Source organism: Streptomyces sp. NPDC002088 (assembly GCF_040296605.1).
GTDB lineage: Bacteria > Actinomycetota > Actinomycetes > Streptomycetales > Streptomycetaceae > Streptomyces.
This window is the reverse complement of sequence record NZ_JBEOXO010000010.1, coordinates 129,505-152,971: the sequence shown is the minus strand read 5'-3', so window position 1 is coordinate 152,971 and position 23,467 is coordinate 129,505. Positions and strand designations below refer to the sequence as shown.

The following is a 23,467-nucleotide window of genomic DNA, read 5'->3' as shown; positions in this document are numbered from 1 at the left end:
GATCAATCGCTGAGGCGTTGGCCCTCCTCGATCGCCTCCTCCACCTCCGCCACCCGCTCCCGCTCCTCCGCCGCGAATCGCTCCGCGTCGAGCTGCTCGGCGATCTCCTCGTCCTGAGCCATCAGCAGGTCCAGGTTCGAGTCGCCCATCTCGAAGACGCCCATGTCGACGTAGGCCTGCTGGAGGCGTTTGCCCCACAGGCCGATGTCCTTGACGCAGGGGACTATGCGGCTGAAGAGCAACTGGCGGAAGAGGTGGAGGAATTCGGACCGCTCGCTCAGTTCCTCCGCCTCGGCCTTCGGGATGCCGAAGTTCTCCAGGACCTCGACGCCGCGCAGCCGGTCGCGCATCAGGTAGCAGCCCTCGATGACGAACTCCTCGCGTTCGTGCAGTTCGGCGTCGCTCAGTTGCCGGTAGTAGTCCCTGAGCGCCATGCGGCCGAAGGCCACGTGCCGGGCCTCGTCCTGCATGACGTAGGCGAGGATCTGCTTCGGCAGCGGCTTGTTCGTGGTGTCGCGGATCATGCCGAAGGCGGCGAGGGCGAGGCCCTCGATGAGGACCTGCATGCCGAGGTAGGGCATGTCCCAACGGCTGTCGCGGAGGGTGTCGCCGAGGAGGGAGCGGAGGTTGTCGTTGATCGGGTAGAGCATCCCGATCTTCTCGTGGAGGAAACGGCCGTAGATCTCGGCGTGCCTGGCCTCGTCCATGGTCTGGGTCGCCGAGTAGAACTTCGCGTCCAGATCGGGGACGGACTCCACGATGCGCGCGGCACAGACCATCGCGCCCTGCTCGCCGTGCAGGAACTGGCTGAACTGCCAGGACGCGAAGTGCCGGCGCAGCTCACCCTTGTCGCGGTCGGTCATCTTCGCCCAGTACGGGGTCCCGTACAGGGTCATCGCCTCGTCCGGCGTGCCGAGCGGGTCGTACGGATCGACCTCCAGGTCCCAGTCGATCCGCTGCTGCCCGTCCCACTGCTTGTCCTTGCCCTTCTGGTAAAGGGCGAGCAGGCGGTCACGGCCGTCGTCGTATTCCCAGCTGAAACGGGCCGCGCCGCCGGCCGGCACCTGCCAGAGAGGGTCTCCCGGGTCCTTGGCATAGAGCTCATAGGTCGGCATACCTCGCAGGCTCACACGTAGACGCCGAGTCAACAAGTCATGTGCAAGGGATTGACGGGCTTGCTGACAGGCAGTCTCATAAGTGCCGTAGATGTGACCCCGGGTAACAAGGTGGAACAGCCATGACGACCCTGACGGAAGCCGACGCGCTCGACGGGCTGCGCGACGCGCTCGGGCTGCTCAAGGACCGCGAGCAGGTGGCCGAGCGGCTCCTCGCCTCTTCCGCCAAGCACTCCTTCGACCCGGACCGGGAACTGGACTGGGACGCCCCCTTCGAGGAGGGCAAGTGGTTCTGGCCGCCGGAGCTGGTGTCGCTGTACGGCACGCCGATGTGGCAGCGGATGAGCGAGGAGCAGCGGATCCTGCTCTCCCAGCACGAGGCGGCCGCGCTCGCCTCGCTCGGGATCTGGTTCGAGATCATCCTCATGCAGCTGCTGGTGCGGCACATCTACGACAAGGCGGCGACGAGCGCGCACGTGCGGTACGCGCTGACCGAGATCGAGGACGAGTGCCGGCACTCGAAGATGTTCGCGCGGCTGATCGCGCGGGGCGAGACGCCCTGGTACCCGGTGAGCCGGGCGCACCAGCACCTGGGACGGCTGTTCAAGACGATCTCCACCACGCCCGGGTCCTTCACGGCGACCCTGCTCGGCGAGGAGGTCCTCGACTGGATGCAGCGGCTGACCTTCCCGGACGAGCGGGTGCAGCCGCTGATCCGGGGCGTGACGCGGATCCACGTGGTGGAGGAGGCACGGCATGTGCGGTACGCCCGCGAGGAGCTGCGCCGGCAGATGGTGACCGCGCCGAAGTGGTCCCAGGAGTTCACGCGGGTCACCTCCGGTGAGTTCGCGCGGGTGTTCTCGGTCGCGTTCGTCAATCCCGAGGTCTACACGAATGTGGGGCTGGACAAGCGAGAGGCGATGGCGCAGGTGAAGGCCAGTGGGCATCGGCGGGAGGTCATGCAGACGGGGGCGAAGCGGCTGACGGACTTCCTGGACGACATCGGAGTGCTGCGGGGGGTCGGGCGGCGGTTGTGGAGGTCGTCGGGGTTGCTGGCATAGGGATCACCGGAGCGGGGATCGCCGGCGCAGGGGCCGCGGACGCTGGGGCCGCCGACGCAGGGGCCGCCGACGCAGGGAACACCGACGCAGGGAACACCGGCGCAGGGGCCGCGGACGCTGGGGCCGCCGGCGCAGGGGCCGCCGGCGCAGGGGCCGCCCCGGCGGTACGACTGCCCGCGGCCACGGCGATTACGCTGCCGGTCATGACCCCCTCCGCTCCCACCCCCGCCTACCGTCGCCTGAGCGTCGAGGAGCGTCGCCGTCAGCTGCTCGCCGCCGCGCTGTCCCTCTTCGCGCACCGGGCGCCCGAGGAGGTGTCGCTGGACGACGTGGCGGAGGCGGCCGGGGTCTCACGCCCGCTGGTGTACCGGTACTTCCCGGGCGGCAAGCAGCAGCTCTACGAGGCCGCCCTCAGGTCCGCCGCCGACGAGCTCCGGCTCTGCTTCGACGAGCCCCGGCAGGGCCCGCTCCTGCCCCGGCTGGCCCGTGCCCTGGACCGCTATCTCGCCTTCGTCGACGGGCACGACGCCGGTTTCAGCGCGCTGCTCCAGGGCGGGAGCGTGGTGGAGACGTCCCGGACCACCGCCATCGTGGACGGGGTCCGCCGGGCGGCCGCCGAGCACATTCTCAGCCACCTCGGCGTCCCGGACCCCGGGCCCCGGCTGCGGATGACCGTCCGGATGTGGATCACCGCGGTGGAGGCGGCGTCGCTCATCTGGCTCGACGAGGACAAGGAGCCGCCCGCCGACGAGCTGCGGGACTGGCTCGTGGAGCAGTTCGTCGCCGTCCTGACGGTCACGGCCCGGCGGGATCCGCAGACCGAGGCGCTCGTGCACGGTGTCCTGGGCCTGTCCGGCGGATCAGGTCGGAGGAAAGCTGCAGCGCCTCAAGAGCACGGGTGAGCGGGGCATGGTGCGTGCAGCTGCAAGGCGGAGGAGGGCGTCGACGCGATGGGGGTCCCCCCGCTCGAGCGAAGCCGAGAGTGGGGGAGTCGGCAACCGACGACAACGCGGCAGATGTGCGTGCCATGCCCCGCGTCTCCGGCATGATCCGCTGGAGAGGCCCAGCGGCGGATGGCTGACACTGGTGCCGTGAAGAGCCAAGACACCCCCTTCGAGGGCGGCCCCATGGACGGGCGTGTGCTGCCCGTTCTGCTCGGGCCGACCGGGCATCCGCCCAAGACGTATCGCATCCCCGTGCCGGACGCGGCCGGCGGACCGCCCACCGTACTGGTCTACCGGCGGGTGCCCCGGGGGCAGAGCAAACGGCTCGGGCTCCAGCAGGGCTGGAAGTACGAGTTCGACCCCGAGGGGAAGAAGAGCGGCCGACCGAAATGGCCCTGGTCCAAACCGGACGCCCAGCCGGACGCCTGAGCGCTCCGCTGGGAGCGCGGTGACGATCCTGCGGGCCTGCGGGGGCTGGTCGCGCCCACCGAACTCCTGGCCGGACTCCGATCCAGACGCCGAGCCGGACCCGATCCAGACGCCACGCCGCATGGCAAGTCGGGCGACACGCACGAGTGACCCTGTTGCGCCGGTCCGCGCACAACCTGCGCGCGAGCCGCCCACGCGCGTCTGATGCTCGCGATAAAAGGATGAGCAGACGGGACGCCCGCCCCGCATCGGAGGTGATGTCGTGTCAGGAAGAGTCCTGCGTCTGGCGTGTACGGCCGCGGTGGCGGCGCAGCTCGCCCTCACGCCCGGCACCACGGCGGCTGCCCCGGAGCCCGGGGAGCGGTCCGTCGCGGATCTGCTGACGGACCTTCAGCGGGTGTACCGGGAGGCCGAGAAGGCCACCGAGACCTACAACGCCACCGAGGAGCAGCTGAAGAAGCAGCGCGCGGAGGTCGGCCGGCTGGACGCCGAGCTGGGCCGGGCGCGGCTGTCCCTGCACGAGAGCCAAGGCGCGGCGGGGCGGCTGGCCCGCCAGCAGTACCAGGGCAGCACCGACATCTCCCCCTACGTACGCCTCCTCCTCGCCCGTGACCCGCAGCACGCGCTCGACGAGGGGCATGTGATCGGGCAGTTGGCGCGGGAGCGGGCAAAAACGGTGGGGCGGCTGACCGGGAACGAGCACCGGAGCCGTGAGGTGGCCCGCAAGGCGCGCGCCGCCCTCGACAGACAGCTCGCTCTCGCCGAACGGCAGAAGAAGGAACGCGACGACGTACACCGACGGCTCGCGGACATCGAGAAGCTGCTCGTCTCGCTCCGCGCCGACCAGCTGACCGCGCTGGCCGAGTTCGAGAAGAGCGGGATCGCGAAGGCGCAGGACACGCTCATGACCTCCGGTGCGCTCAGCAGCGAGCGGAAGCCGACGCGGGAGGGCGAGGAGGCCGTGCTCTATGCGGTGCGGCAGCTGGGGAAGCCGTACCAGTGGGGTGCGGAGGGCCCGCAGTCGTACGACTGCTCGGGGCTGACCTCACAGGCCTGGAGGGATGCCGGGACGGCCATCCCCCGGACCAGCCAGGAGCAGTGGGCGGGGCTCCCCCGGATCCCGCTGGGCGAGCTGCGCCCCGGTGACCTCGTCGTGTACTTCCCCGAGGCCACGCACGTCGCGATGTACCTGGGGGGCGGCCTGGTGGTCCAGGCGCCCCGCCCGGGCGCGAAGGTGAAGGTCTCCCCGATCGCGGCCAACCCGGTCCTGGGCGCCGTACGCCCCGACCCCGGCGGGCAGCCCCTACAGCGCTACATCCCGCCGAAGCTCCCCGCCCACGCCATGGACGGGGCGGACGAGGGTTACGCGCCCGCGGTGGCGCCGGAGGCGGCCACTGCCTTGTAGGCCCGGTCGTCTCCGACTCGACGCGATGCGGGGAGCCGCGCGGCCGCGCGGGCGCGAGGGCTACGCGCCGGCGGTCGCCCCGGCGACCTCCGCCAGGTAGGCGCCCGTCTTCTCCGGCTCGTAGAAGAAGTTCTCGAAGTCGGACGGGTCGTTGAAGCCGTTGGCGAAGCGGTCGGCGGCCGGCTGGAGCTGGCCGGCGGCGCCGATGAGGTTGAGGATGTGCTCCGGCGGCGGGGAGAGCATCGCGTTGGTCCACTTGGTGACGTGCTGGGCGGTGTCCCAGTAGCGGTCGAAGGTGGACTGCATCCAGGTCTCGTCGAACGGCTTGTCCTCGTGCTCGATGATCGAGGCGAGGTACGCGGCCGCGCACTTGGACGCCGAGTTGGAGCCCTGGCCCGTGATCGGGTCGTTGGCGACGACCACGTCGGCGACGCCCAGGACCAGGCCGCCGCCGGGGAGGCGGCCGATGGGGTTGCGGACGGTGGGGGCGTAGCGGCCGGAGAGGGTGCCGCCCGCGTCCGTGAGCTCGACCTTGGTGGCCCGCGCGTACTCCCAGGGCGTGAACTTCTCCATGAGCTCCAGGGTCAGGGAGAGGTGTTCGGCAGGGTCCTTCACGCCGGCGAAGACGTCGAGCGGGCCGCCGGGTATGCCCTCCCAGAACAGGATGTCGGCGCGGCCGGAGGTCGTCAGCGTCGGCATGACGAACAGCTCGCCGACGCCCGGGACCAGGTTGCAGCGGACCGCGTCGAACTCCGGGTGCTCCGCGCGCGGGCCCAGACCATGGACGTACGCCACGGCGAGGGCGCGCTGCGGCTCGCTGTACGGGGAGCGGGCGGCGTCCCGGCCGAACATCGAGACCAGTTCCCCCTTGCCCGCCGAGACGAGGACCAGGTCGTACGTACGGGAGAAGTAGTCGAGGTCGCCGACCGCCGCGCCGTGGATGACCAGCTGGCCGCCGCGCTGCGCGAACGTCTCCATCCAGCCGGCCATCTTCACCCGCTGGTCCACCGACTGCGCGTACCCGTCGAGCTTGCCCACCCAGTCGATCGCGCGCTGTGTCGGCCCCGGGTCGTGCGAGCCGGGGGCCGCGACCGAGACGCCGAGTCCTTCGATCTTCGGGGCCTGGGGCTCCCAGAAGTTCAGCTGGAGATCGCGCTCGTGCTGCAGTGCCGTGTCGAACATGCACTGCGTCGACATGACCCTGCCGGAGCGGATCTCATCCGCCGTCCGGTTGGACATCAGGGTGACCTCGTACCCGTGCGACTGGAGTCCGAGGGCGAGCTGGAGACCGGACTGGCCGGCTCCGACGACGAGTATCTTCCGCATGCGGGTGGTGGCTCCTAAATCGCGACTTCTCGGGGACTACGCGAGCTGCTCGGGGGGCTCGGGGGCTACTCGGGGGTCTCGTCGAGCGCGTGGCCGACGAGCGCCAGGAGGGTCTCGATCACCGAGATCCGGCGGCGCGCATCCATGATCATTACAGGTATGTGCGCGGGTATCGTGAGCGCCTCCCGCACGTCCTCCGGCTCGAACCGGTCACTGCCGTCGAAGTGGTTGACCGCGACGACGTACGGCAGCCCGCAGCTCTCGAAGTAGTCCAACGCGGGGAAGCAGTCCTTCAGTCGGCGGGTGTCGGCCAGCACGACCGCGCCGATCGCACCGCGCACCAGGTCGTCCCACATGAACCAGAACCGCTGCTGGCCCGGCGTACCGAACAGGTAGAGCACCAGGTCTTCGTCGAGCGTGAGGCGGCCGAAGTCCATCGCCACGGTGGTGGTCAGCTTGCCGGGCGTGGCGGTGAGGTCGTCGGTCTCCTCGCTGGCCTCGGTCATCAGCGCCTCCGTCTGCAGGGGCGTGATCTCCGAGACGGCCGTGACCAGCGTGGTCTTGCCGACGCCGAAGCCGCCCGCGACCACGATCTTCGTGGCGACGGGGGCGCGGGTGCGGTCCGTCTGCCAGGGCTGCAACGGCCCGTCCGGCTCGACGAACGGGGAGACGCCAGAGGCGGCGGCGTCAGAGACGACGGAGTCCACTCAGCACCCTTTCCAGCAGAGCGCGGTCCGGCCGGCCGACGCCGTGGCCGGTACCGGTTCCGTACACGCGTATCTTTCCCTGGTCCGCGAGGTCGCTCAGCAGCACGCGGACCACACCGAGCGGCATCTTCAGCAGCGCGGCGATCTCGGCCACCGTGCGCATACGGCGGCACAGTTCGACGATGGCCCGCATCTCCGGCATGACCCGGGTATTGAGGGAACCTTTCGTCAGTTCCTTGCGCTCCTCCGGCGCTTCGAGCGCGGCGGTGCTCGCCACGAACGTCTCGACGAGGAGGACATGGCCGAAGCGGGTACGGCCGCCGGTGAGCGAGTAGGGGCGGACGCGGGCGGCCTTGCGGTCGCCGCCGCGGACCGGAAGGTGCGGCCTGGAGTTCCCGGGCGCGGTGGTCATCGGGCGCTCCTCGTCGACTCGGTCTCCAGGGATTTTCGTAGCTCGTTGCGGAGTTCGGGGGTCAGGACATGGCCGGCGCGGCCCACGAACAGCGCCATGTGGTACGCCACGACGCTCATGTCGCAGTCCGCGGAGCCGTGGACGCCGAGCAGCGAGCCGTCGCTGATCGACATCACGAACAGGCTGCCCTCGTCCATCGCGACCATCGTGTGCCTGACCCCGCCGAACTCCATCAGCTTGGCGGCGCCGACGGTGAGGCTGCCGATGCCGGAGACGATGGTGGCGAGGTCGGCGGAGGAACCGCGCGGGCCGGTGGGCCTCTCCCCGCGTGCCTCGCGGGCCGCGGCGATGCGGCCCGGGTCGGAGGAGAGCAGCAGCAGGCCGTCGGACGAGACCACCGCGACCGACTGGATGCCTGGCACCTCCTCCACGAGGTTCGTCAGCAGCCAGTGCAGGTTACGGGCTTCGCTGCTCAGGCCGAAGGTACTGGGCGCGGTCAACTGCTTGCCTCCTCGACGGTGCCCCCCGTGGCTTCTTCGGCGTCTGCTGTCGGTGCGGCCGATGGGGCAGGCACCTGGTTCCGGGCCGTCTGTTCGGCGACCTCCGCCGCCACGTCACGATGCCCGGCCTCTGCCCCCCGGCGGAAACCACCGAGGCGGCGACGCAGCGCCTCGGCGTCGACTGATCCGCTGCGCTGCTGCGGCGCCTGAACGGGCGTGGAGATCTTCGGGGTGCGCTTGGGCAGCCCCTTGCTGGTGACGGGCTCCGCCGTCTCGTCCGGGGTGCGCTCATGGGCTTCGGGGCCGATGGCGTAGGGGTCGGCGGTGGAGCCGCTGGGCTCTACGGGCTCTACGGGCTGTCCGGGCTCTACGAGTTCTCCGCGCTGTCCGGGCTCTACGAGCTCTCCGGGCTCTCCGGGCTCTCCGGGCTCGACGGGCATGGGCTGGTCGGGGGGCGGATCCGCTTCGGCGGCGGGCACCGGGATCAGGAGCTCCATCGTGGTCTCGGCGGGCGTCTCGGGCACGGTGACCGGTGCTTCCGGCTCCGCCACCTCCCGTACGGCCTCTGCCGCATCCCGCTCCGCGCCCCGTACCGCCTGCTCCGCCAGCGTCACCAGCGGGTCCCCGCCGCCCGAGCGGCCGCGCAGCACGTTGGAGTTGGCCTCCGCGTCGGCGCCCGGCAGGGAGTACGCGTGGGTGCCGTCGGCGGACGGCGTGGCCGTCGGGACGGCGGCCGGTGTGGCCGCCGCGAGCAGGGACTGCGGGAGGACGACGACGGCCGCGATGCCGCCCTGCTTCTGCTCCCGCAGCTGCACGCGCACGCCGTGCCGGTGGGCCAGCCGGGCCACCACGTACAGGCCGAGCCCGAGACCCTCCTCGCCCTCCTGGTCGTAGGGGGATTCCGGGTCGAAGTCGGCGAGGCGGGAGTTGAGGCGGGTCATCCGCTCGTCGGTCATGCCGATGCCCTCGTCGTGGACGGAGAGCATGACCTCGCCGTTCTCCAGGAGCCAGGCGGAGACCTCGACGGGCAGGTCGGGCGGGGAGAACGAGGTGGCGTTCTCCATGAGTTCGGCCAGCAGGTGCGACAGGTCGTCGGCGGCGAAGCCGGCGAGGTGCGCGTGCGGCGGCAGCGCGGCGATGCGGACGCGTTCGTAGCGTTCGATCTCGCTGACCGCCGCCCGTACGACGTCGACGAGCGGGACGGGCCCGACGTGCTGCTGGATGTGCTCGGTACCGGCCAGCACGAGGAGGTTCTCGCTGTGCCGGCGCATGACCGTGGCGAAGTGGTCGAGCTTGAAGAGGGTGGCGAGGCGGTCGGGGTCCTGCTCGCGCTCCTCCAGGCCCTCGATGACGGCGAGTTGCCGCTCGACGAGGCCGAGGGTGCGCAGGGCGAGGTTGACGAAGGTGCCGCCGATGCTGGTGCGCAGCTGCCCCAGCTGGGCGGCGGAGTCGGCAAGTTCGGCGCGCAGCTCCTCGCGGGCGTCGGCCATCTTCTGGCGCTCGCCGACGAGGTGCTTGCGGTCGGCCTCCAGGGTGGCGATGCGCTCGTGGAAGGCGACGGCGTGCGCGTGCAGGGCGTTGACGGAGCGGACGGCCTGGGCGAACTCGTCGTTGCGTCCCGTGAACTTCACCGGCTCCTCGGCCGACAGGTTCTCGGCCTGCGCCAGCCGGGCCGAACCGCGGCGCAGCACGGAGAGCGGCTGGGTGAGGGAGCGGGCCATGGCCGTGGCGATGCCGACGGCGAGCAGCAGCAGCGCGCCGAGGACGGCGACGCGGATCTCCAGCGCGGTGACGTCGTCGTCGCGCAGCTGGGCGAGGTCCTTGGTGCGGTGGTCGTAGAGCGAGGACTCCGCGCCGCGCATCAGGTCGACGCGGGCGGTGAGGGCCGCGTCGAGCTTCTTGAGGCTGGTGGCGAGTTCGCCGTCGGACAGCTCCGGCTGGTCGGTGAGCTTGGCGAGGTACTTGTCGGCGGTTTCGACCTCGGGTCCGGTGACCGTGGAGTCGTAGGAGGTGACGGACGACTTCGGAGCGGTGTCGTGGAAGTCGGCGAGGGCCGCGTCGGAGCGCAGCCGGGCCTGCTGGGCGGCGGCCGTGAGGGCGTCGCGCTGCTTGGTGTCGGCGTCGGAGGAGACGCGGACCGTGGTCAGCAGGCCGGTGGTGGGGCTGATGACCGACTCGGTGGTCGTCGGCACGTTGAGCGCGGCGAGGAGCAGCCCGTGGGTGGCCGCGGCCTGCTGGACGGCGGAGTCGAGCTCGGCGAGGGCGTACGCGCCGGAGCCCGCGCGGGCGGGCATCTGCTCGGCCAGCTGCTCGGCGAGCCGGTGGAGTTCGGTGATGGCGGTGGAGTAGGCCTCGTGCGTTTCGAGAGCACTGCTCTTTCCGGTGAGCGCCGCTCTGCGCACGGACGCGACGTCGTCAAGGTCCGCACGCAGCGAGGCGGGCGCGTCGGTGTCGGCGCGCAGCTCCTCCACCAGCCGGTCCACCCGGGCGCTGCGCCGCTCCGAGGGCGCCTTGGACCTGGGCCGGCCGGCCGCGACGTAGGCGGTGACCTCGTCCCGCTCGTCGGCGAGCGAGTGGGCCAGCACCAGCGCATCCTGGGTCTGCCCGGCCAGCGTCACCAGCTCCTGGGAGTCGTTGAGCTGCCCGGAGGCGGCCAGCACCGACGGGGCTCCGGCCCCGGCGATGGCGGCGGCCACGACGGCTACGGCGACGACGAGCCGGTTGCGTACGTGGGTGGGGCGGCCCTTGCCGACAGGGGTGCTCTGCGCGCCCTCCTCGGAGGCCGACTTCTTGCCTGTGCGCCGAGGCCGCGTCTTCTGCACCGGTGCTCGCATTCCTGACTCGTGTGCTCATGGGCCCGGATGACGTTCCGTCATGCGGCTCGTACAACCGGTACGGCTCCCGACCCTCCCAGTGCCGGTGGGCGGTGTTCTTGCATCGCCCGACCCGCCACCCGAAGGAGTGAACATCGGAGGGGAGTTGGCGGGCAAGTTTTCATGGCGCGTGCGACGGCCCTGCCCGGCGGGCCGGTTGGACGTGGGCGGCAGGCTTTGGCAGTATTCGCCGCCACGCCTTCCCGGAGTGCGCCATTCCACCCCAAACCAGGCGCCTGACCTGCAACGGTGCGTCAATCCAACGACTGATGCCAGCCTTTCGCGCACCTTGTGAAGGGGTGGTGCAGACTGGCCGAATGCGTACGGAACTTGTGTCGGAGCCCGGCCACCGGGCGCACCCCAACGAGGACTTCGCGAGCGTCGGACTACCCGCCTCCGGACAGGGCGGCTCGCTCGTCACCCTGGACGGCGTGACGCCACCGCCGAGCGCGACGGGCTGTCTGCATTCGGTCCCCTGGTACACCGCGCGCCTCGGCGGGGCCCTGACCGAACTGACCGTTTCCCTCCCGGATGTCCCACTGTCCGAGGCTCTCGCCCGCGCCATCGCCCGCACCGCCGAGGCCCACGCGGACACCTGTGACCTTTCTCACCCGCGTACCCCGCAGGCCACCGTCGTCCTAGCCCGCTGGTCCCAGGACACGGTCGAGTACCTGGTCCTCTCCGACTCGGCCCTCCTGCTCCAGTCCCCCGACGGCACGGTCACCCCCGTCCTGGACGACCGCATCGCCCGCCTGCCCCGCTCCGCCCTCGCCACCGACGCGATCGTGGACGCGACCGTCCGCAACAAGGAGGGCGGTTTCTTCACCGCGGCGGCCGATCCCACGGCGGCCGCCCGCGCGGTGACCGGCACCCTGCCCCGCACCGAGGTCCGCGCCCTGGCCGCGCTGACGGACGGGGCGGCGCGCTGGGTGGAGAAGTTCCGGGAGGGCGACTGGGCGGACTGCTTCGCCCTCGTACAGAAGGAGGGGCCGCAGGCCCTGGTGGACCAGGTCCGCGCGCTGGAACTGGCGGACACCGACCGTCGGTTCCTGGGCCGGAGCAAGACGCACGACGACGCGACGGCCGTGTACGTGGAGCTGTAGGGGCCCGTAGGCCGGGGGAAGGGACCGCTACTTCTCCATCCCCCGGTTCAGCTGGTGCAGCAGTCGCGCCAGCTCGGCGACCTCGCCGCGTTCCCAGTGGGCGAGCTGGTTCACGTAGCGCGCTCGGCGGGCCTCGCGCACCTTGCCGACCCGGCTGCGGCCTTCCGGGGTGAGGGCCACCAGCCAGGCGCGGCCGTCCGCCGGGTCCGGCTCGCGGGTGACCAGGCCGAGCTCCTCCAGGGCGCGCAGCTGGCGGGACATGGTCGCCTTGCCGACGCCGATGTAGCCGGCGAGCTCCGTGGCACGCTGCCGGCCGCACTCCTCCAGCCGTACGAGGAGCCCGTACGCGGCGGGCTCCAGGTCCGGATGGACCTCGCGGGCCATCTCGCCCTGGTTGGCCCGGGCGCGCCGCAGCAGCATCGTCAACTCGCGCTCAAGGGACAGGAACTCCTGGTCCGCACCACTACTCCACGACGTCCGCGCTTCGCCTCGATGTGCGTCGCCGTTTCCGTCCTCGTGCACGTCAGCACCCCTGATCCGGTTTCCCGTTCGTGAAAGTTCTCGCCGAAATCCGTCATCCCCCCAGCTCCGCCAGTATTTCGCAGGCGTAGACCAACGGCAGCCTCCGGACCCCCTTCCCAGCGTCCGGTCTACGGGCGTAGCTTCTTCACCAGGCACCGCATGGCATGCCCACGCCACCGTTGTGGGTGATCCGGCCCCTCCTCGCACCACCAAGCCTCGGAGGCACGTCATGCCCGTACACAGACCCGGCTCCATCCGTCCGCGCGCCGCCACCGCCGCCGTCGCGCTCCTCCTCGCCGCCTTGTCCCTCACGATCCCCAGCTCCGCCCAAGCCGCCGACGTCCCCGCCCGCGGCTCCGCCAGCATGGGCATGGGCGTCCTCGCCCACGACGGCCAGGACGGCACGCCCGTCTCCGGTGACGCCACCCAGACGGAAGGCGTGGACGTCGCCAGCTACCAGGGCAACGTCGCCTGGTCGACCCTGTGGAGCAGCGGGGCCAAGTGGGCGTACACCAAGGCCACGGAAGGCACGTACTACACGAACCCGTACTTCGCCCAGCAGTACAACGGCTCGTACAACGTCGGCATGATCCGCGGCGCGTACCACTTCGCCACCCCCGACACCACCAGCGGCGCCACCCAGGCCAACTACTTCGTCGACCACGGCGGCGGCTGGTCCAAGGACGGCAAGACACTCCCGGGCGCCCTCGACATCGAGTGGAACCCCTACGGCGCCGCCTGCTACGGCAAGACGACCAGCGCGATGGTCACCTGGATCGCGGACTTCCTGAACACCTACAAGTCCCGCACCGGCCGCGACGCCGTGATCTACACGGCCACCTCCTGGTGGACCCAGTGCACCGGCAACTACAGCGGCTTCGCGTCCACCAACCCGCTGTGGATCGCCCGGTACGCATCCGAAGTGGGGACGCTGCCGGCCGGCTGGTCGTACTACACGATGTGGCAGTACACGTCGTCAGGAGCGACGGTCGGGGACCACGACAAGTTCAACGGGGCCCTGGACCGGGTGGTCGCACTGGCCAACGGCTGAGCCCGCACGGGACAACGGCCGGGCCTCTCCCACGGGAGCCCGGCCGTTGCGTTCGGAAGGTCGGATCAGATCTCGGACCAGATCTCGGATCAGCCCTCGGATCGGATCAGCACTTGCCCGCGGGCCTGTCCCGCTTCACGAGGTTCGTGCAGCCGGTCGTGCCGTCCAGCCACAGCATCCGCTGCCCGGTGCCGGCGGCCGCGGAAGGCCCGGGCCCCCAAGGGGACCCGGGCCTTCGTCATCCGGACGCGTCCGTCACGCCGCGACCGGAACCTCCACGTCCGCGGAGGCGGGGGCCAAGGCCAGTTCGAGCACCTGGCGCACATCCGTCACCGGGTGCACGTCCAGCTTCTCCAGCACCTCCGCCGGGACGTCGTCCAGGTCGGGCTCGTTGCGCTTGGGGATGATCACCGTGGTGACACCCGCCCGGTGCGCGGCGAGCAGCTTCTGCTTCACGCCACCGATCGGCAGCACCCGGCCGGTCAGCGAGACCTCGCCGGTCATCGCCACGTCCGTACGGACCAGGCGGCCGGACAGGAGCGACGCGAGTGCCGTCGTCATCGTGATGCCGGCGCTCGGGCCGTCCTTGGGGACCGCGCCCGCCGGGAAGTGGATGTGCACGCCCCGGTCCTTCAGGTCGGCGACCGGCAGTTCGAGCTCGGCGCCGTGCGACCGCAGGAAGCTCAGCGCGATCTGCGCCGACTCCTTCATCACGTCACCCAGCTGACCGGTGAGGGTCAGACCCGCCGCGCCCGTCTCGGGGTCGGCCAGCGACGCCTCGACGAACAGGACGTCACCGCCCGCGCCGGTGACCGCGAGCCCGGTGGCGACACCAGGGACGGCCGTACGGCGCTCGGCCGGGTCCTGCGCGGACTCGGGCACGTGGTGCGGCCGGCCGATCAGAGCGCGCAGGTCGCCGTCCGTGATCGTGAACGGCAGCTTCCGCTCGCCCAGTTCGTGCTGGGCCGCGACCTTGCGCAGCAGCCGCGCGATGGACCGCTCGAGGGTACGGACACCCGCCTCACGCGTGTACTCGCCGGCGAGCTTGCGCAGCGCGCTCTCGTCCAGGGTCACCTCGTCCTTGCCGAGCCCCGCCCGCTCCAGCTGGCGCGGGAGGAGGTGGTCACGGGCGATGACGACCTTCTCGTCCTCGGTGTAGCCGTCCAGGCGGACCAGCTCCATACGGTCGAGCAGGGCCTCCGGGATGGCTTCGAGCACGTTGGCGGTGGCGAGGAACACCACGTCGGACAGGTCGAGTTCGACCTCCAGGTAGTGGTCGCGGAAGGTGTGGTTCTGCGCCGGGTCGAGGACCTCCAGCAGGGCCGCGGCCGGGTCGCCGCGGAAGTCGGAGCCCACCTTGTCGATCTCGTCGAGCAGGACCACCGGGTTCATGGACCCGGCCTCCTTGATCGCGCGGACGATACGACCGGGCAGCGCGCCGACGTACGTACGCCGGTGCCCGCGGATCTCGGCCTCGTCGCGGACGCCACCGAGGGCGACCCGCACGAACTTCCGCCCCATCGCGTGCGCGACGGACTCGCCGAGCGAGGTCTTGCCGACGCCGGGCGGGCCGACGAGCGCCAGCACGGCACCGCCGCGGCGGCCGCCGATGACACCGAGGCCCCGGTCGGTACGGCGCTTGCGCACCGCCAGGTACTCGGTGATCCGCTCCTTCACGTCCTCCAGACCGGCGTGCTCGGCGTCCAGGACCGCCTTGGCGCCCTGGATGTCGTACTGGTCCTCGGTCCGTTCGTTCCACGGCAGTTCGAGGACGGTGTCGAGCCAGGTGCGGATCCACGATCCCTCGGGCGACTGATCGCTCGACCGCTCCAGCTTGTCGACCTCCTTGAGGGCGGCCTCACGGACCTTCTCGGGAAGGCCGGCGGCCTCGACACGGGCGCGGTAGTCGTCGGACTCCTCGCCGTCCTTCTCGCCGTTCAGCTCGCGCAGCTCCTTGCGCACGGCCTCCAGCTGGCGTCGCAGCAGGAACTCCCGCTGCTGCTTGTCGACGCCCTCCTGGACGTCCTTGGCGATCGTCTCGGCCACGTCCTGCTCGGCGAGGTGGTCGCGCAGCTGCTGGGTGGCGAGCTTGAGGCGCGCCACCGGGTCGGTGGTCTCGAGGAGCTCCACCTTCTGCTCGGTGGTCAGGAAAGGCGAGTAGCCGGAGTTGTCGGCGAGCGCGGAGACGTCGTCGATGGCCTGCACACGGTCCACGACCTGCCAGGCGCCGCGCTTGCGCAGCCAGGCGGTGGCGAGGGCCTTGTACTCCTTGACCAGCTCGCCGACGTGACCGGGCAGCGGCTCCGGCACGCTCTCGTCGATACGCGTCCCCTCGACCCACAGGGCGGCGCCCGGCCCGGTCGTCCCGGCACCGATCCTCACCCGCCCGCGGCCGCGGATCAGCGCGCCCGGGTCGCCGTCGGCCAGCCGGCCGACCTGCTCGATCGTGCCGAGCACACCCGTCCCCGGGTACGCACCGTCGATGCGCGGCACCAGCAGAACCCTGGGCTTCCCGGGCTCCGACCGCGCGGCGGCCTGGGCGGCCTCCACCGCGGCGCGTACGTCGGCGTCGTTCAGGTCCAGCGGCACCACCATTCCGGGCAGCACGACCTCGTCGTCGAGCGGCAGCACAGGCAGGGTGAGCGGTGTGGACGTCGAAGCCATGATCTCTCCCTAGGCAGTCAAGTTGAGTTATGCCGACTCAATGCACGGCAGTCCTTGATTGTTCCCAGGTCGACGTTCGCTCTGAGCGATCACGACGGTCGGGTTCGGTGACGAGGATGTCGTGGACGCGGCGTCGGCATCGGCGTCGGCGCCGGACCTGGCTCATGAAAGGGCGTGTCCCCGCCTCGTACTGCCCGTACCGTCTCCCCATGACGGACACGCAGACCCTGCTCGACGCCTACGACGCCCAGATGCGCCGCACCCCGCCCCCCGGAGTCGCGCACGAGTACGACGGCCCGCTGCTCCGTATGGACCTCGGCTACCGCGGCTTCGTCACCGGCCCGCGTGACCTCGGCGGCCTGCATGGCCGGGAGCTCGACGAACTGATCATCCGGCAGCGGGACTTCTTCGCGGCGCGCGGGAAGGCCGTGGAGTGGAAGGTCCGCGGGCATGACGCCCCGCCCGACCTCACGGACCGCCTGCGCGCGGCGGGCTTCGAGCCCGAGACGCAGGAGACGGTGCTCGTCTGTCCCGTGGCGGAACTGGCCGTCGAAACGCCCGCGCCGCCGGACGGCGTCACGTTGCGGCAGGTCACCGCCGATGCCGACATGCACCGTACAGCGGCCCTGGAGACAGCCATCTGGGGCCTGGACCTGAGCGAGATCGCCGACGACCTCATCCGGCGCGTCGCGCGCACCCCGGACGAGATCGCGGTCCTCGTCGCCGAGGCGGAGGGCGAGGTGGTCTCCGCGGCCTGGCTGATCTTCCGCCCCGGCACCGAGTTCGCCGCGCTGATGGGCGGCTCGACGCTCGCCGAGTGGCGCGGCAAGGGCATCTACCGTGCCCTGGTGGCCGCCCGTGCCGAACTCGCCGCCGCCCGCGGTGTCCGTTACCTGCACGTGGACGCCTCCGACGACAGCGCGCCCATCCTGCGGCGGCTGGGCTTCCGGGCGGTGACCACGACGACTCCGTACGTGTGGTCACCGCCCGGCGACCGGCAGCGTCAGGACACGGACCAGCAGAGTCAGGACACCGACCGGCCGAGGTAGGCCAGCAGCAGGCCGTGCGGTGCCGCGCCCGGCGGGGGCGGCACCGCCGGGCCGAACACGCCGGGTACGCGGAACGCGTCGAAGCCGGCCATGCCCCGCATCGTCGACAGCAGTTCCTCGCACAACTCCTCGTCCACCAGATCCCGTTGCCCCGTCGCGACAGCGAGGTCGACGCCGTGGACGCAGACCTCGGTGAGGTGAACCATCGCCGCGAGGGGGCCCGGCAGGGCGCCGAGGGAGATGTGGACGACGGTGTCCAGGGCACCGGGTCTCCGCCAGGCCGCGAGATCGAGTCCGGCCGCGGTGGCGTACGCGCCGGCCGGGTCGGTGCCCAGCCAGTCCGACTCGTGCTCGGCGCCGGGGTCGGTGCCGTCGAGTTCGGCGGCGAAGATGCGCATGCCGCCCACGGTGTGGTTGAGGACGGCTCTCGCGTCCCACTCCGCGCACGGTGTGCCGTTCACCCACTGGCCGTCGGTCACACCGGCGACCAGGCGCCCGGTGGCCACGACGGCCCGTTCGATCTGCCGGACCTCGTCCGTCACGTCAGCCTCCCCCGTTCCGTGGCGCGCCCGTCTCCACGCCCCCGCAAGGACATCGCTACACGCCCGCAATGCCATTCACAGGCAACTCACGCACAATGCCAGCAGATTCACAGCGGGCATGTCACGCGAACGGGTACGCAACGGGGCCATGGGGGACGAAGTGAGCGACGACCAGCAGCATCGCAGGGGGCCGAGCCGGCGGGCGCTCGTCGTCGGGGCCACGGCGGTCGCGGCCGCGGTGGCGGTTCCCGTGGCCGTCCGGGCGACGCACGCCGACGACAGCGGCACGGCAGCGGCCGCCGACAGCCCGTCCCCGACCCGGCAGGCACCGGCCGCCCGCCGCGTCCCCGCGGCCACTGCGAGCCCCAGCACCAGCCCCAGCACCAGCCCCAGCCCCCGCGCCCGCTCCGACCACCGCCCCAACATCCTGCTGGTCCTCACCGACGACCAGCCCAAAGAGACGGAGTGGGCGCTGCGCCGGACCGTCGACTGGCTCGGCGGCCAGGGCGTCACCTTCGCTCGGGCGCACGCCAACACCCCGCTGTGCGCCCCGTCCCGCGCCTCGATCATGTCCGGCCGGTACGCCCACAACCACGGCGTCCTCGACACCCGCCACCCGAACCACCTCGACCAGCGCACCACCGTCCAGCGGCGGCTGCACGAGACCGGCTACCGCACGGGCCTGTTCGGCAAGTACCTCAACTACTGGCACCCCGCCGACAACCCGCCCCACTTCGACGAGTGGCTGCTCCAGGAACCGGTCGCCTACAACAACGGCCACTACAACGACAACGGCACGGTCCGGACCATCCCCGGCTACAACACCACCGTCATCAAGGACCGCGCCCTCGCCTTCATCGAGCGGTCCCGCACCGACACCCGGCCCTGGTTCGCCTACGTCGCCACACGTTCCGCGCACGAGGTGAACATCCCGGAGAAGAAGTACGCCGACACCCGCGTACCGGAGTGGCAGGGCAGGCCCTCCGTCACGGAGACCGGCACAACAGACAAGGCCGACAAGCCGCCGTACGTGCGCAGAGCACGCCACACCCTCGCCGAAGGCAAGGCGCTGCGCACCCGCCAACTGCGCACACTGCTCTCCGTGGACGACGCGATGCGCGACTTCCACGACAAGCTGCGCGAGCTCGGCCAGCTCGACAACACACTCGTGCTGTTCACCAGCGACCACGGCCTGTGCTGGGGCGACCACGGCTGGCTGCGCAAGTCGGTGCCGTACCGTCCGAGCCTGGAGGTCCCTTTCTACCTGTCCTGGCCGGCGGCCGGACTCGGCGGGGCGAGCCGGGCGCGGACCGACGACCGCCTCACCGGCCACATCGACATCGCCCCCACCCTCCTGGCCGCCGCCGGCACCACCGCCGACACCCCGCACGACGGCCACTCCCTCCTCGACCCCGGCAACGACCGCGACCACCTGCTCGCCGAGTGGTGGTGGAACCAGCAGGACAAGACACCGATCCACACCTGGGCGTCGTACATCGGCAAGTCGGAGCAGTACACCGAGTACTACCGCACCCGCCTCGACGACGGCGGCCGCCCGAAGGGCACCGGCGAGGTCCTCTTCCGCGAGTACTACGACCTGCGCGCCGACCCCTACCAGCTCACCAACAGGCTGTACGGGGCGAGCGCGGAGGAAGAACGCCGGCTGGGCGTCCCCGGGCTGGCGGAGAAGCTGGCGGCAGCCAGGAAGGCTTAGGGCCGCCGGCTCAGGGCCTGTCCTGGACCGGTGCGAGGCCGGCGCCGCGCGAGGGCCGATGCACAGCAACCTCCGAGGCTGTTCTCGCATCCGGCGCTTCTCACGCGTCCGCGGGCAGTCCGGTCCCCTCCGTCGTGATCGAGCGCAGCAGCCGGTCGGCGTAGACGCGGAAGCGGGCGGGCATGTCGAAGCCCCTGGGATCGAGGACCCACTGGATCTGGAGGCCGTCCATGACCGCGGCCGTCTCCTCGGCCACCCCGGCCACGTCCGTACCGGCCTTCAACTCCCCACTGTCCACGGCATGTTGAAGCGATCCGGACATGTGCTCCACGAGTTCGCGGTAGCGCCGGACGAAGTACGCGTGGGCCGGGTGCCCGGGGTCTCCGGCCTCGGCGGCGAGGACGTTGAACATCCGGGTGCGGCCGAGGCGGGCGGCGTTGTACTCGGTGAGCCGGAGCAGGCCGGCATAGCAGTCGGCGGCCGAGGTGAACTCCTCGTGGAGGAACTTCTCCTTGTCGTAGTGCTCGGTGCGCTCCAGGACCTGCACGAGCAGGTCCTCCTTGCTGCGGAAGTGGTGCAGCAGTCCACCCTGAGTGATGCCGACGTCCTTGGCGATGCGCGCCAGGGAGGAGGCATGGAAGCCCCACTGGGCGAAGTGCTCGACGGCGGCGTCCAGGATGCGCAGGCGCCGTTCGTCGCCGACCGCGTACGTCCCGCGGCCCGGACCGCCCGACCCCTTTGCCGGTCTGCTGCTCTCCATGCCGGTCACGATAACCGACCTGCGACCCGTGGTTACACGTGCCACCAGCCCCTCCGCTTCAAGCCATGTGCAGCGTGATTCTGGCCACCTGATCAAAACCTAGTACCCACTCGGTTTTACTGCTTCCCTGAGCGGGCCGGTGCGGCAAGGAAGCCGCCCCCGTCCCCCAGGAGTGCCGCATGGCTCTGAGCCACGACGCCCCGCTCGACGCGACGACCGCTCCGTCGCCCGAGCACCCTCGGCAGGCCGCCCCCGCCAAGCTCGTCCTCGCCCTCGCCTTCGCCCAGTTCGGCGCCTATCTCGCCGTCCTCACCCCCGTCATGGTGACCCTCGCCCTGCGGGTCAGCCAGATCGTCCCCGAGGCGGACCGCGGGACCGCCCTCGGCCAGGTGCTGTCCGTCGGCGCGCTGTTGGCGATGCTCGGCAACCCCGTCTTCGGCGCCCTCTCCGACCGCACCACCAGCCGCTTCGGCCGCCGTCGCCCCTGGCTGGTCGGCGGCATGACGGCCGGTCTCGCCGGCCTGATGGTCGTCGCCCTCGGCGGCAACGTGCCGGTCCTGATGCTCGGCTGGGCCCTCGCCCAGCTCGGCATCAACGCCGCCCTGGCCGCGCTGACCTCCTGCATCCCCGACCTGATCCCGCCACAGCAGCAGGCCCGCGTCTCCGGCCTGATCGGCATCACGACCTCGCTGTCGATGATCGCGGGCTCGGCGCTGGCCCAGGCGTTCAGCGGCTCGATGGCCCTCGCCTTCCTCGTGCCCGGCGCGATCGGCCTGGCCGCCGTCGTCTGCCTCGCCGTCGTCATCAAGGACCGCCCGGCCCGCGCCGGCGCCTTCCAGCCGTACAGCTTCAAGGAGTTCCTGCGCAGCTTCTGGGTCGACCCGCGCAGGCACCCCGACTTCGCCTGGAACTTCGCCGGCCGCTTCCTGGTCTTCACCGGCGCCTCCTGCGTCACCAGCTACCAGGTCTACTTCCTGATGGACCGCCTCGGCTACGACGACGACACGGTCACCGGCAAGGTCCTCGTCGGCACCCTCGCCATGGTCGTCGCGACCGCGGCCGGTTCGATCCTGGGCGGCCAGCTCTCCGACCGCTCCGGCCGCCGCAAGCCCTACGTGCTGGGCTCCTCGCTGGTCATGGCGGTCAGCCTGGCGATGATCGCCTCCGCGCACTCTTTCGGGGCATACGTCGCCGCCCTGGTCGTCTTCGGTGTCGGCGAGGGCCTCTACCTCTCCGTCGACATGGCGCTGGCCGCCGCGGTGCTGCCCAACCCGGAGGAGTCCGCCAAGGACATGGGCGTGCTGAACATCGGCAACGCCCTCCCCCAGTCCCTCGTCCCCATCGTCGCCCCGGCGCTCCTCGCGATCGGCGGCGGCGGCAACTACGGCGCGCTGTTCCTCTTCGGTGCGATCGCCGCCGTACTGGGCGCACTCGCCGTCCAGTTCATCCGCTCGGTCAAGTAAGCCCCTACGCACGCAAGGCATTCGAGGATGACGACCCCCGCGTACCGCGATCCCAGCCGTCCCGTCGACGAACGCGTCGAGGACCTTCTCTCCCGTATGACGCTGGAGGAGAAGGCGGGCCAGCTCTTTCACACGATGCTGACGATGAACCCGGACGGCACCGTCGCCGAGGAGGGCCCCTTCCTCCGGTACGGCACCACCGAGCTGGTCCGGGACCGGCAGCTGACCCATTTCAACCTGCTCGGCCAGGGCAGCCCCCGCGCCATGGCCCGGTGGGCCAACCGGATGCAGGAGCTGGCGGCGGACACCCGCCTGGGCATCCCCGTCACCCTGTCCACCGACCCGCGCCACGCCTTCACCGACAACCCGGGCGCCTCCTTCAACTCCGGTGCTTTCTCGGCCTGGCCCGAGCCGCTGGGGCTGGCCGCGATCGGGGACGCGGAGCTGGTGGAGCGGTTCGCGGACACCGTGCGCCGCGAGTACCTGGCGGTCGGCTTCCGGGTCGCCCTGCACCCGCAGATCGACCTGGCCACGGAGCCGCGCTGGTCCCGGCAGTCGGGCACGTTCGGCTCCAGTGCGCAGGCCGGCGGCGAGCTGGCGGCGGCGTACGTACGCGGCCTGCAGGGCCCCGGCCTCGGCCCGGACTCGGTGGCCGCCATGGTCAAGCACTTCCCCGGCGGCGGCCCGCAGAAGGACGGCGAGGACCCGCACTTCCCGCACGGCAAGGAGCAGGTGTACCCGGGCGGGATGCGCGACTACCACCTGGCGCCCTTCAAGGCGGCCATCGACGCCGGGTGCTCGCAGATCATGCCGTACTACGGCCAGCCCGTCGGCACCGACTGGGAGGAGGTCGGCTTCGGCTTCAACAAGGACGTCCTGACCGGCCTGCTGCGCGAACGCCTCGGCTTCGACGGCATCATCTGCACCGACTGGGGGCTGCTCACCGACGCCGAGATCATGGGCGAGCCCGCCGAGGCCCGCGCCTGGGGCGTCGAGCACCTCACCGTCGCCGAGCGCGCGGCGAAGGCGCTGGACGCGGGCACGGACCAGTTCGGCGGCGAGCAGTGCCCCGAGGTGATCGTGGAGCTCGTGCGCTCCGGCCGGATCTCCGAGGAACGCGTCGATGTCTCCGTACGGCGCCTGCTGCGCGAGAAGTTCGTGCTCGGGCTGTTCGAGAACCCCTACGCCGACCCGGACCGGGCCGAGGAGACCGTCGGCGCGCCCGAGTTCACCGCGCTCGGCGAGGCCGCCCAGCGCCGCTCGCTCACGGTCCTGACCAATCACGACCTGCTGCCGCTCGCCGGGCGCCCGAACCTGTACGTCCAGGGCGTCAGTGAGCGGGAGGCCGCCGCGTACGGCAACGTCGTCGCCGACCCGGCCGACGCGGACGTCGCCGTGCTGCGCCTGCGGACCCCGTACGAACAGCGGTCCGGCACCTTCGAGTCGTTCTTCCACGCCGGTTCGCTCGCCTTCCCCGACGACGAGCTCAAGGAGATCCTGCGGCTGCTCCAGGCCGTGCCCACACTGGTCTGCGTCAACCTCGAACGACCCGCCGTGCTCCCCGAGATCGCCGAGCAGGCGGCCGCGCTGGTGGCCGACTACGGCGCCTCGGACGCGGCCCTGCTCGACGTCGCCTTCGGCCGGGCCCGGGCCGAGGGGCGGCTGCCGTTCGAACTGCCGCGGTCGATGGCGGCGGTGGCGGCATCCCGCCCCGACGTGCCCAACGACACGGAGGATCCGGTCTTCCCGTACGGCCACGGCGTCGATCTGCACCGAGCCGGGTCGGCGGGGCAGGAGTAATCAGGAGTATTTCCGTCAACAATCCGT

20 protein-coding genes are annotated in these 23,467 nt (G+C 71.3%); 10 read left to right on the top strand and 10 right to left on the bottom strand.

The genetic code is table 11. The features are described from left to right. Positions 1–2: 2 nt before the first annotated feature. On the bottom strand, positions 3–1,115 hold the full coding sequence (locus tag ABT114_RS22840) for a ferritin-like domain-containing protein (protein WP_351144669.1): 1,113 nt from the start codon (positions 1,113–1,115) through the stop codon (positions 3–5). Between the two features lie 122 nt (positions 1,116–1,237). On the opposite strand from ABT114_RS22840, the gene ABT114_RS22835 reads away from it, so the two are divergent. The 4 genes from ABT114_RS22835 (at position 1,238) to ABT114_RS22820 (ending at position 4,954) form a co-directional block, all read left to right on the top strand. Then, on the top strand, positions 1,238–2,176 hold the full coding sequence (locus tag ABT114_RS22835) for an AurF N-oxygenase family protein (RefSeq protein WP_351144668.1): 939 nt from the start codon (positions 1,238–1,240) through the stop codon (positions 2,174–2,176). Positions 2,177–2,379: 203 nt separating this feature from the next. Then, a complete protein-coding gene (locus ABT114_RS22830) occupies positions 2,380–3,078 on the top strand; it encodes a TetR/AcrR family transcriptional regulator (RefSeq protein WP_351144667.1) in 699 nt (232 codons plus the stop codon). Between the two features lie 189 nt (positions 3,079–3,267). Then, the gene (locus ABT114_RS22825) at positions 3,268–3,549 is read left to right on the top strand and encodes a DUF8847 domain-containing protein (RefSeq protein ID WP_502988366.1); all 282 of its coding nucleotides are present in this window, start codon (positions 3,268–3,270) and stop codon (positions 3,547–3,549) included. A 262-nt stretch (positions 3,550–3,811) separates the two neighbouring features. After that, a complete protein-coding gene (locus ABT114_RS22820) occupies positions 3,812–4,954 on the top strand; it encodes a C40 family peptidase (RefSeq protein WP_351144665.1) in 1,143 nt (380 codons plus the stop codon). Positions 4,955–5,014: 60 nt separating this feature from the next. Here ABT114_RS22820 and ABT114_RS22815 read toward each other — a convergent pair whose 3' ends face one another. From ABT114_RS22815 to ABT114_RS22795, 5 genes are all read right to left on the bottom strand, one after another. Next, entirely contained in the window at positions 5,015–6,280 is a 1,266-nt protein-coding gene (locus ABT114_RS22815) for a styrene monooxygenase/indole monooxygenase family protein (protein WP_351144664.1), read from the bottom strand. A 65-nt stretch (positions 6,281–6,345) separates the two neighbouring features. Continuing rightward, positions 6,346–6,987 (bottom strand): GTP-binding protein, encoded by a 642-nt coding sequence (locus tag ABT114_RS22810; RefSeq protein ID WP_351144663.1) that lies wholly within the window; start codon positions 6,985–6,987, stop codon positions 6,346–6,348. Then, positions 6,968–7,399, bottom strand: a complete 432-nt coding sequence (locus tag ABT114_RS22805; RefSeq protein ID WP_351144662.1) for a DUF742 domain-containing protein — start codon at positions 7,397–7,399, stop codon at positions 6,968–6,970. Before ABT114_RS22805 ends, ABT114_RS22810 begins: the two co-directional genes overlap by 20 nt. Further along, on the bottom strand, positions 7,396–7,899 hold the full coding sequence (locus tag ABT114_RS22800; RefSeq protein WP_351144661.1) for a roadblock/LC7 domain-containing protein: 504 nt from the start codon (positions 7,897–7,899) through the stop codon (positions 7,396–7,398). Before ABT114_RS22800 ends, ABT114_RS22805 begins: the two co-directional genes overlap by 4 nt. Beyond that, entirely contained in the window at positions 7,896–10,721 is a 2,826-nt protein-coding gene (locus tag ABT114_RS22795; protein ID WP_351144660.1) for a sensor histidine kinase, read from the bottom strand. Before ABT114_RS22795 ends, ABT114_RS22800 begins: the two co-directional genes overlap by 4 nt. A gap of 368 nt (positions 10,722–11,089) precedes the next feature. Here ABT114_RS22795 and ABT114_RS22790 point away from each other — a divergent pair, with 368 nt between their 5' ends. Then, positions 11,090–11,875, top strand: a complete 786-nt coding sequence (locus ABT114_RS22790; protein WP_351144659.1) for a protein phosphatase 2C domain-containing protein — start codon at positions 11,090–11,092, stop codon at positions 11,873–11,875. A 27-nt stretch (positions 11,876–11,902) separates the two neighbouring features. Here ABT114_RS22790 and ABT114_RS22785 read toward each other — a convergent pair whose 3' ends face one another. Then, the gene (locus ABT114_RS22785) at positions 11,903–12,397 is read right to left on the bottom strand and encodes a MarR family winged helix-turn-helix transcriptional regulator (RefSeq protein ID WP_351144658.1); all 495 of its coding nucleotides are present in this window, start codon (positions 12,395–12,397) and stop codon (positions 11,903–11,905) included. 229 nt (positions 12,398–12,626) lie between these two features. Between ABT114_RS22785 and ABT114_RS22780 the strand changes: the two genes are divergently transcribed. Next, complete coding sequence (locus tag ABT114_RS22780; RefSeq protein ID WP_351144657.1) at positions 12,627–13,448, top strand: lysozyme; 822 nt, start codon at positions 12,627–12,629, stop codon at positions 13,446–13,448. A 255-nt stretch (positions 13,449–13,703) separates the two neighbouring features. Here the strand turns inward: ABT114_RS22780 and lon are convergent, their stop codons facing one another. Further along, positions 13,704–16,112: an endopeptidase La gene (gene lon, locus ABT114_RS22775; RefSeq protein ID WP_351144656.1), complete on the bottom strand. Its 2,409-nt coding sequence runs from the start codon at positions 16,110–16,112 to the stop codon at positions 13,704–13,706. Between the two features lie 209 nt (positions 16,113–16,321). Here lon and ABT114_RS22770 point away from each other — a divergent pair, with 209 nt between their 5' ends. After that, positions 16,322–17,161 carry a GNAT family N-acetyltransferase gene (locus ABT114_RS22770; RefSeq protein WP_351144655.1) on the top strand — a complete coding sequence of 280 codons (840 nt, stop codon included), beginning with the start codon at positions 16,322–16,324 and terminating at the stop codon, positions 17,159–17,161. On the opposite strand, the gene ABT114_RS22765 is transcribed toward ABT114_RS22770, so the two are convergent. After that, on the bottom strand, positions 17,137–17,703 hold the full coding sequence (locus ABT114_RS22765; protein WP_351144654.1) for a TIGR03086 family metal-binding protein: 567 nt from the start codon (positions 17,701–17,703) through the stop codon (positions 17,137–17,139). The genes ABT114_RS22770 and ABT114_RS22765 overlap by 25 nt on opposite strands. Before the next feature lie 148 nt (positions 17,704–17,851). On the opposite strand from ABT114_RS22765, the gene ABT114_RS22760 reads away from it, so the two are divergent. After that, positions 17,852–19,417, top strand: coding sequence for a sulfatase family protein (locus ABT114_RS22760; protein ID WP_351144653.1), 1,566 nt, complete (start codon positions 17,852–17,854; stop codon positions 19,415–19,417). 100 nt (positions 19,418–19,517) lie between these two features. Here the strand turns inward: ABT114_RS22760 and ABT114_RS22755 are convergent, their stop codons facing one another. Further along, positions 19,518–20,177: a TetR/AcrR family transcriptional regulator gene (locus tag ABT114_RS22755; protein WP_351144652.1), complete on the bottom strand. Its 660-nt coding sequence runs from the start codon at positions 20,175–20,177 to the stop codon at positions 19,518–19,520. Positions 20,178–20,356: 179 nt separating this feature from the next. Here ABT114_RS22755 and ABT114_RS22750 point away from each other — a divergent pair, with 179 nt between their 5' ends. Then, the gene (locus ABT114_RS22750; RefSeq protein WP_351144651.1) at positions 20,357–21,640 is read left to right on the top strand and encodes an MFS transporter; all 1,284 of its coding nucleotides are present in this window, start codon (positions 20,357–20,359) and stop codon (positions 21,638–21,640) included. Positions 21,641–21,667: 27 nt separating this feature from the next. Beyond that, positions 21,668–23,440: a glycoside hydrolase family 3 protein gene (locus ABT114_RS22745; RefSeq protein ID WP_351144650.1), complete on the top strand. Its 1,773-nt coding sequence runs from the start codon at positions 21,668–21,670 to the stop codon at positions 23,438–23,440. Positions 23,441–23,467: the final 27 nt, after the last annotated feature.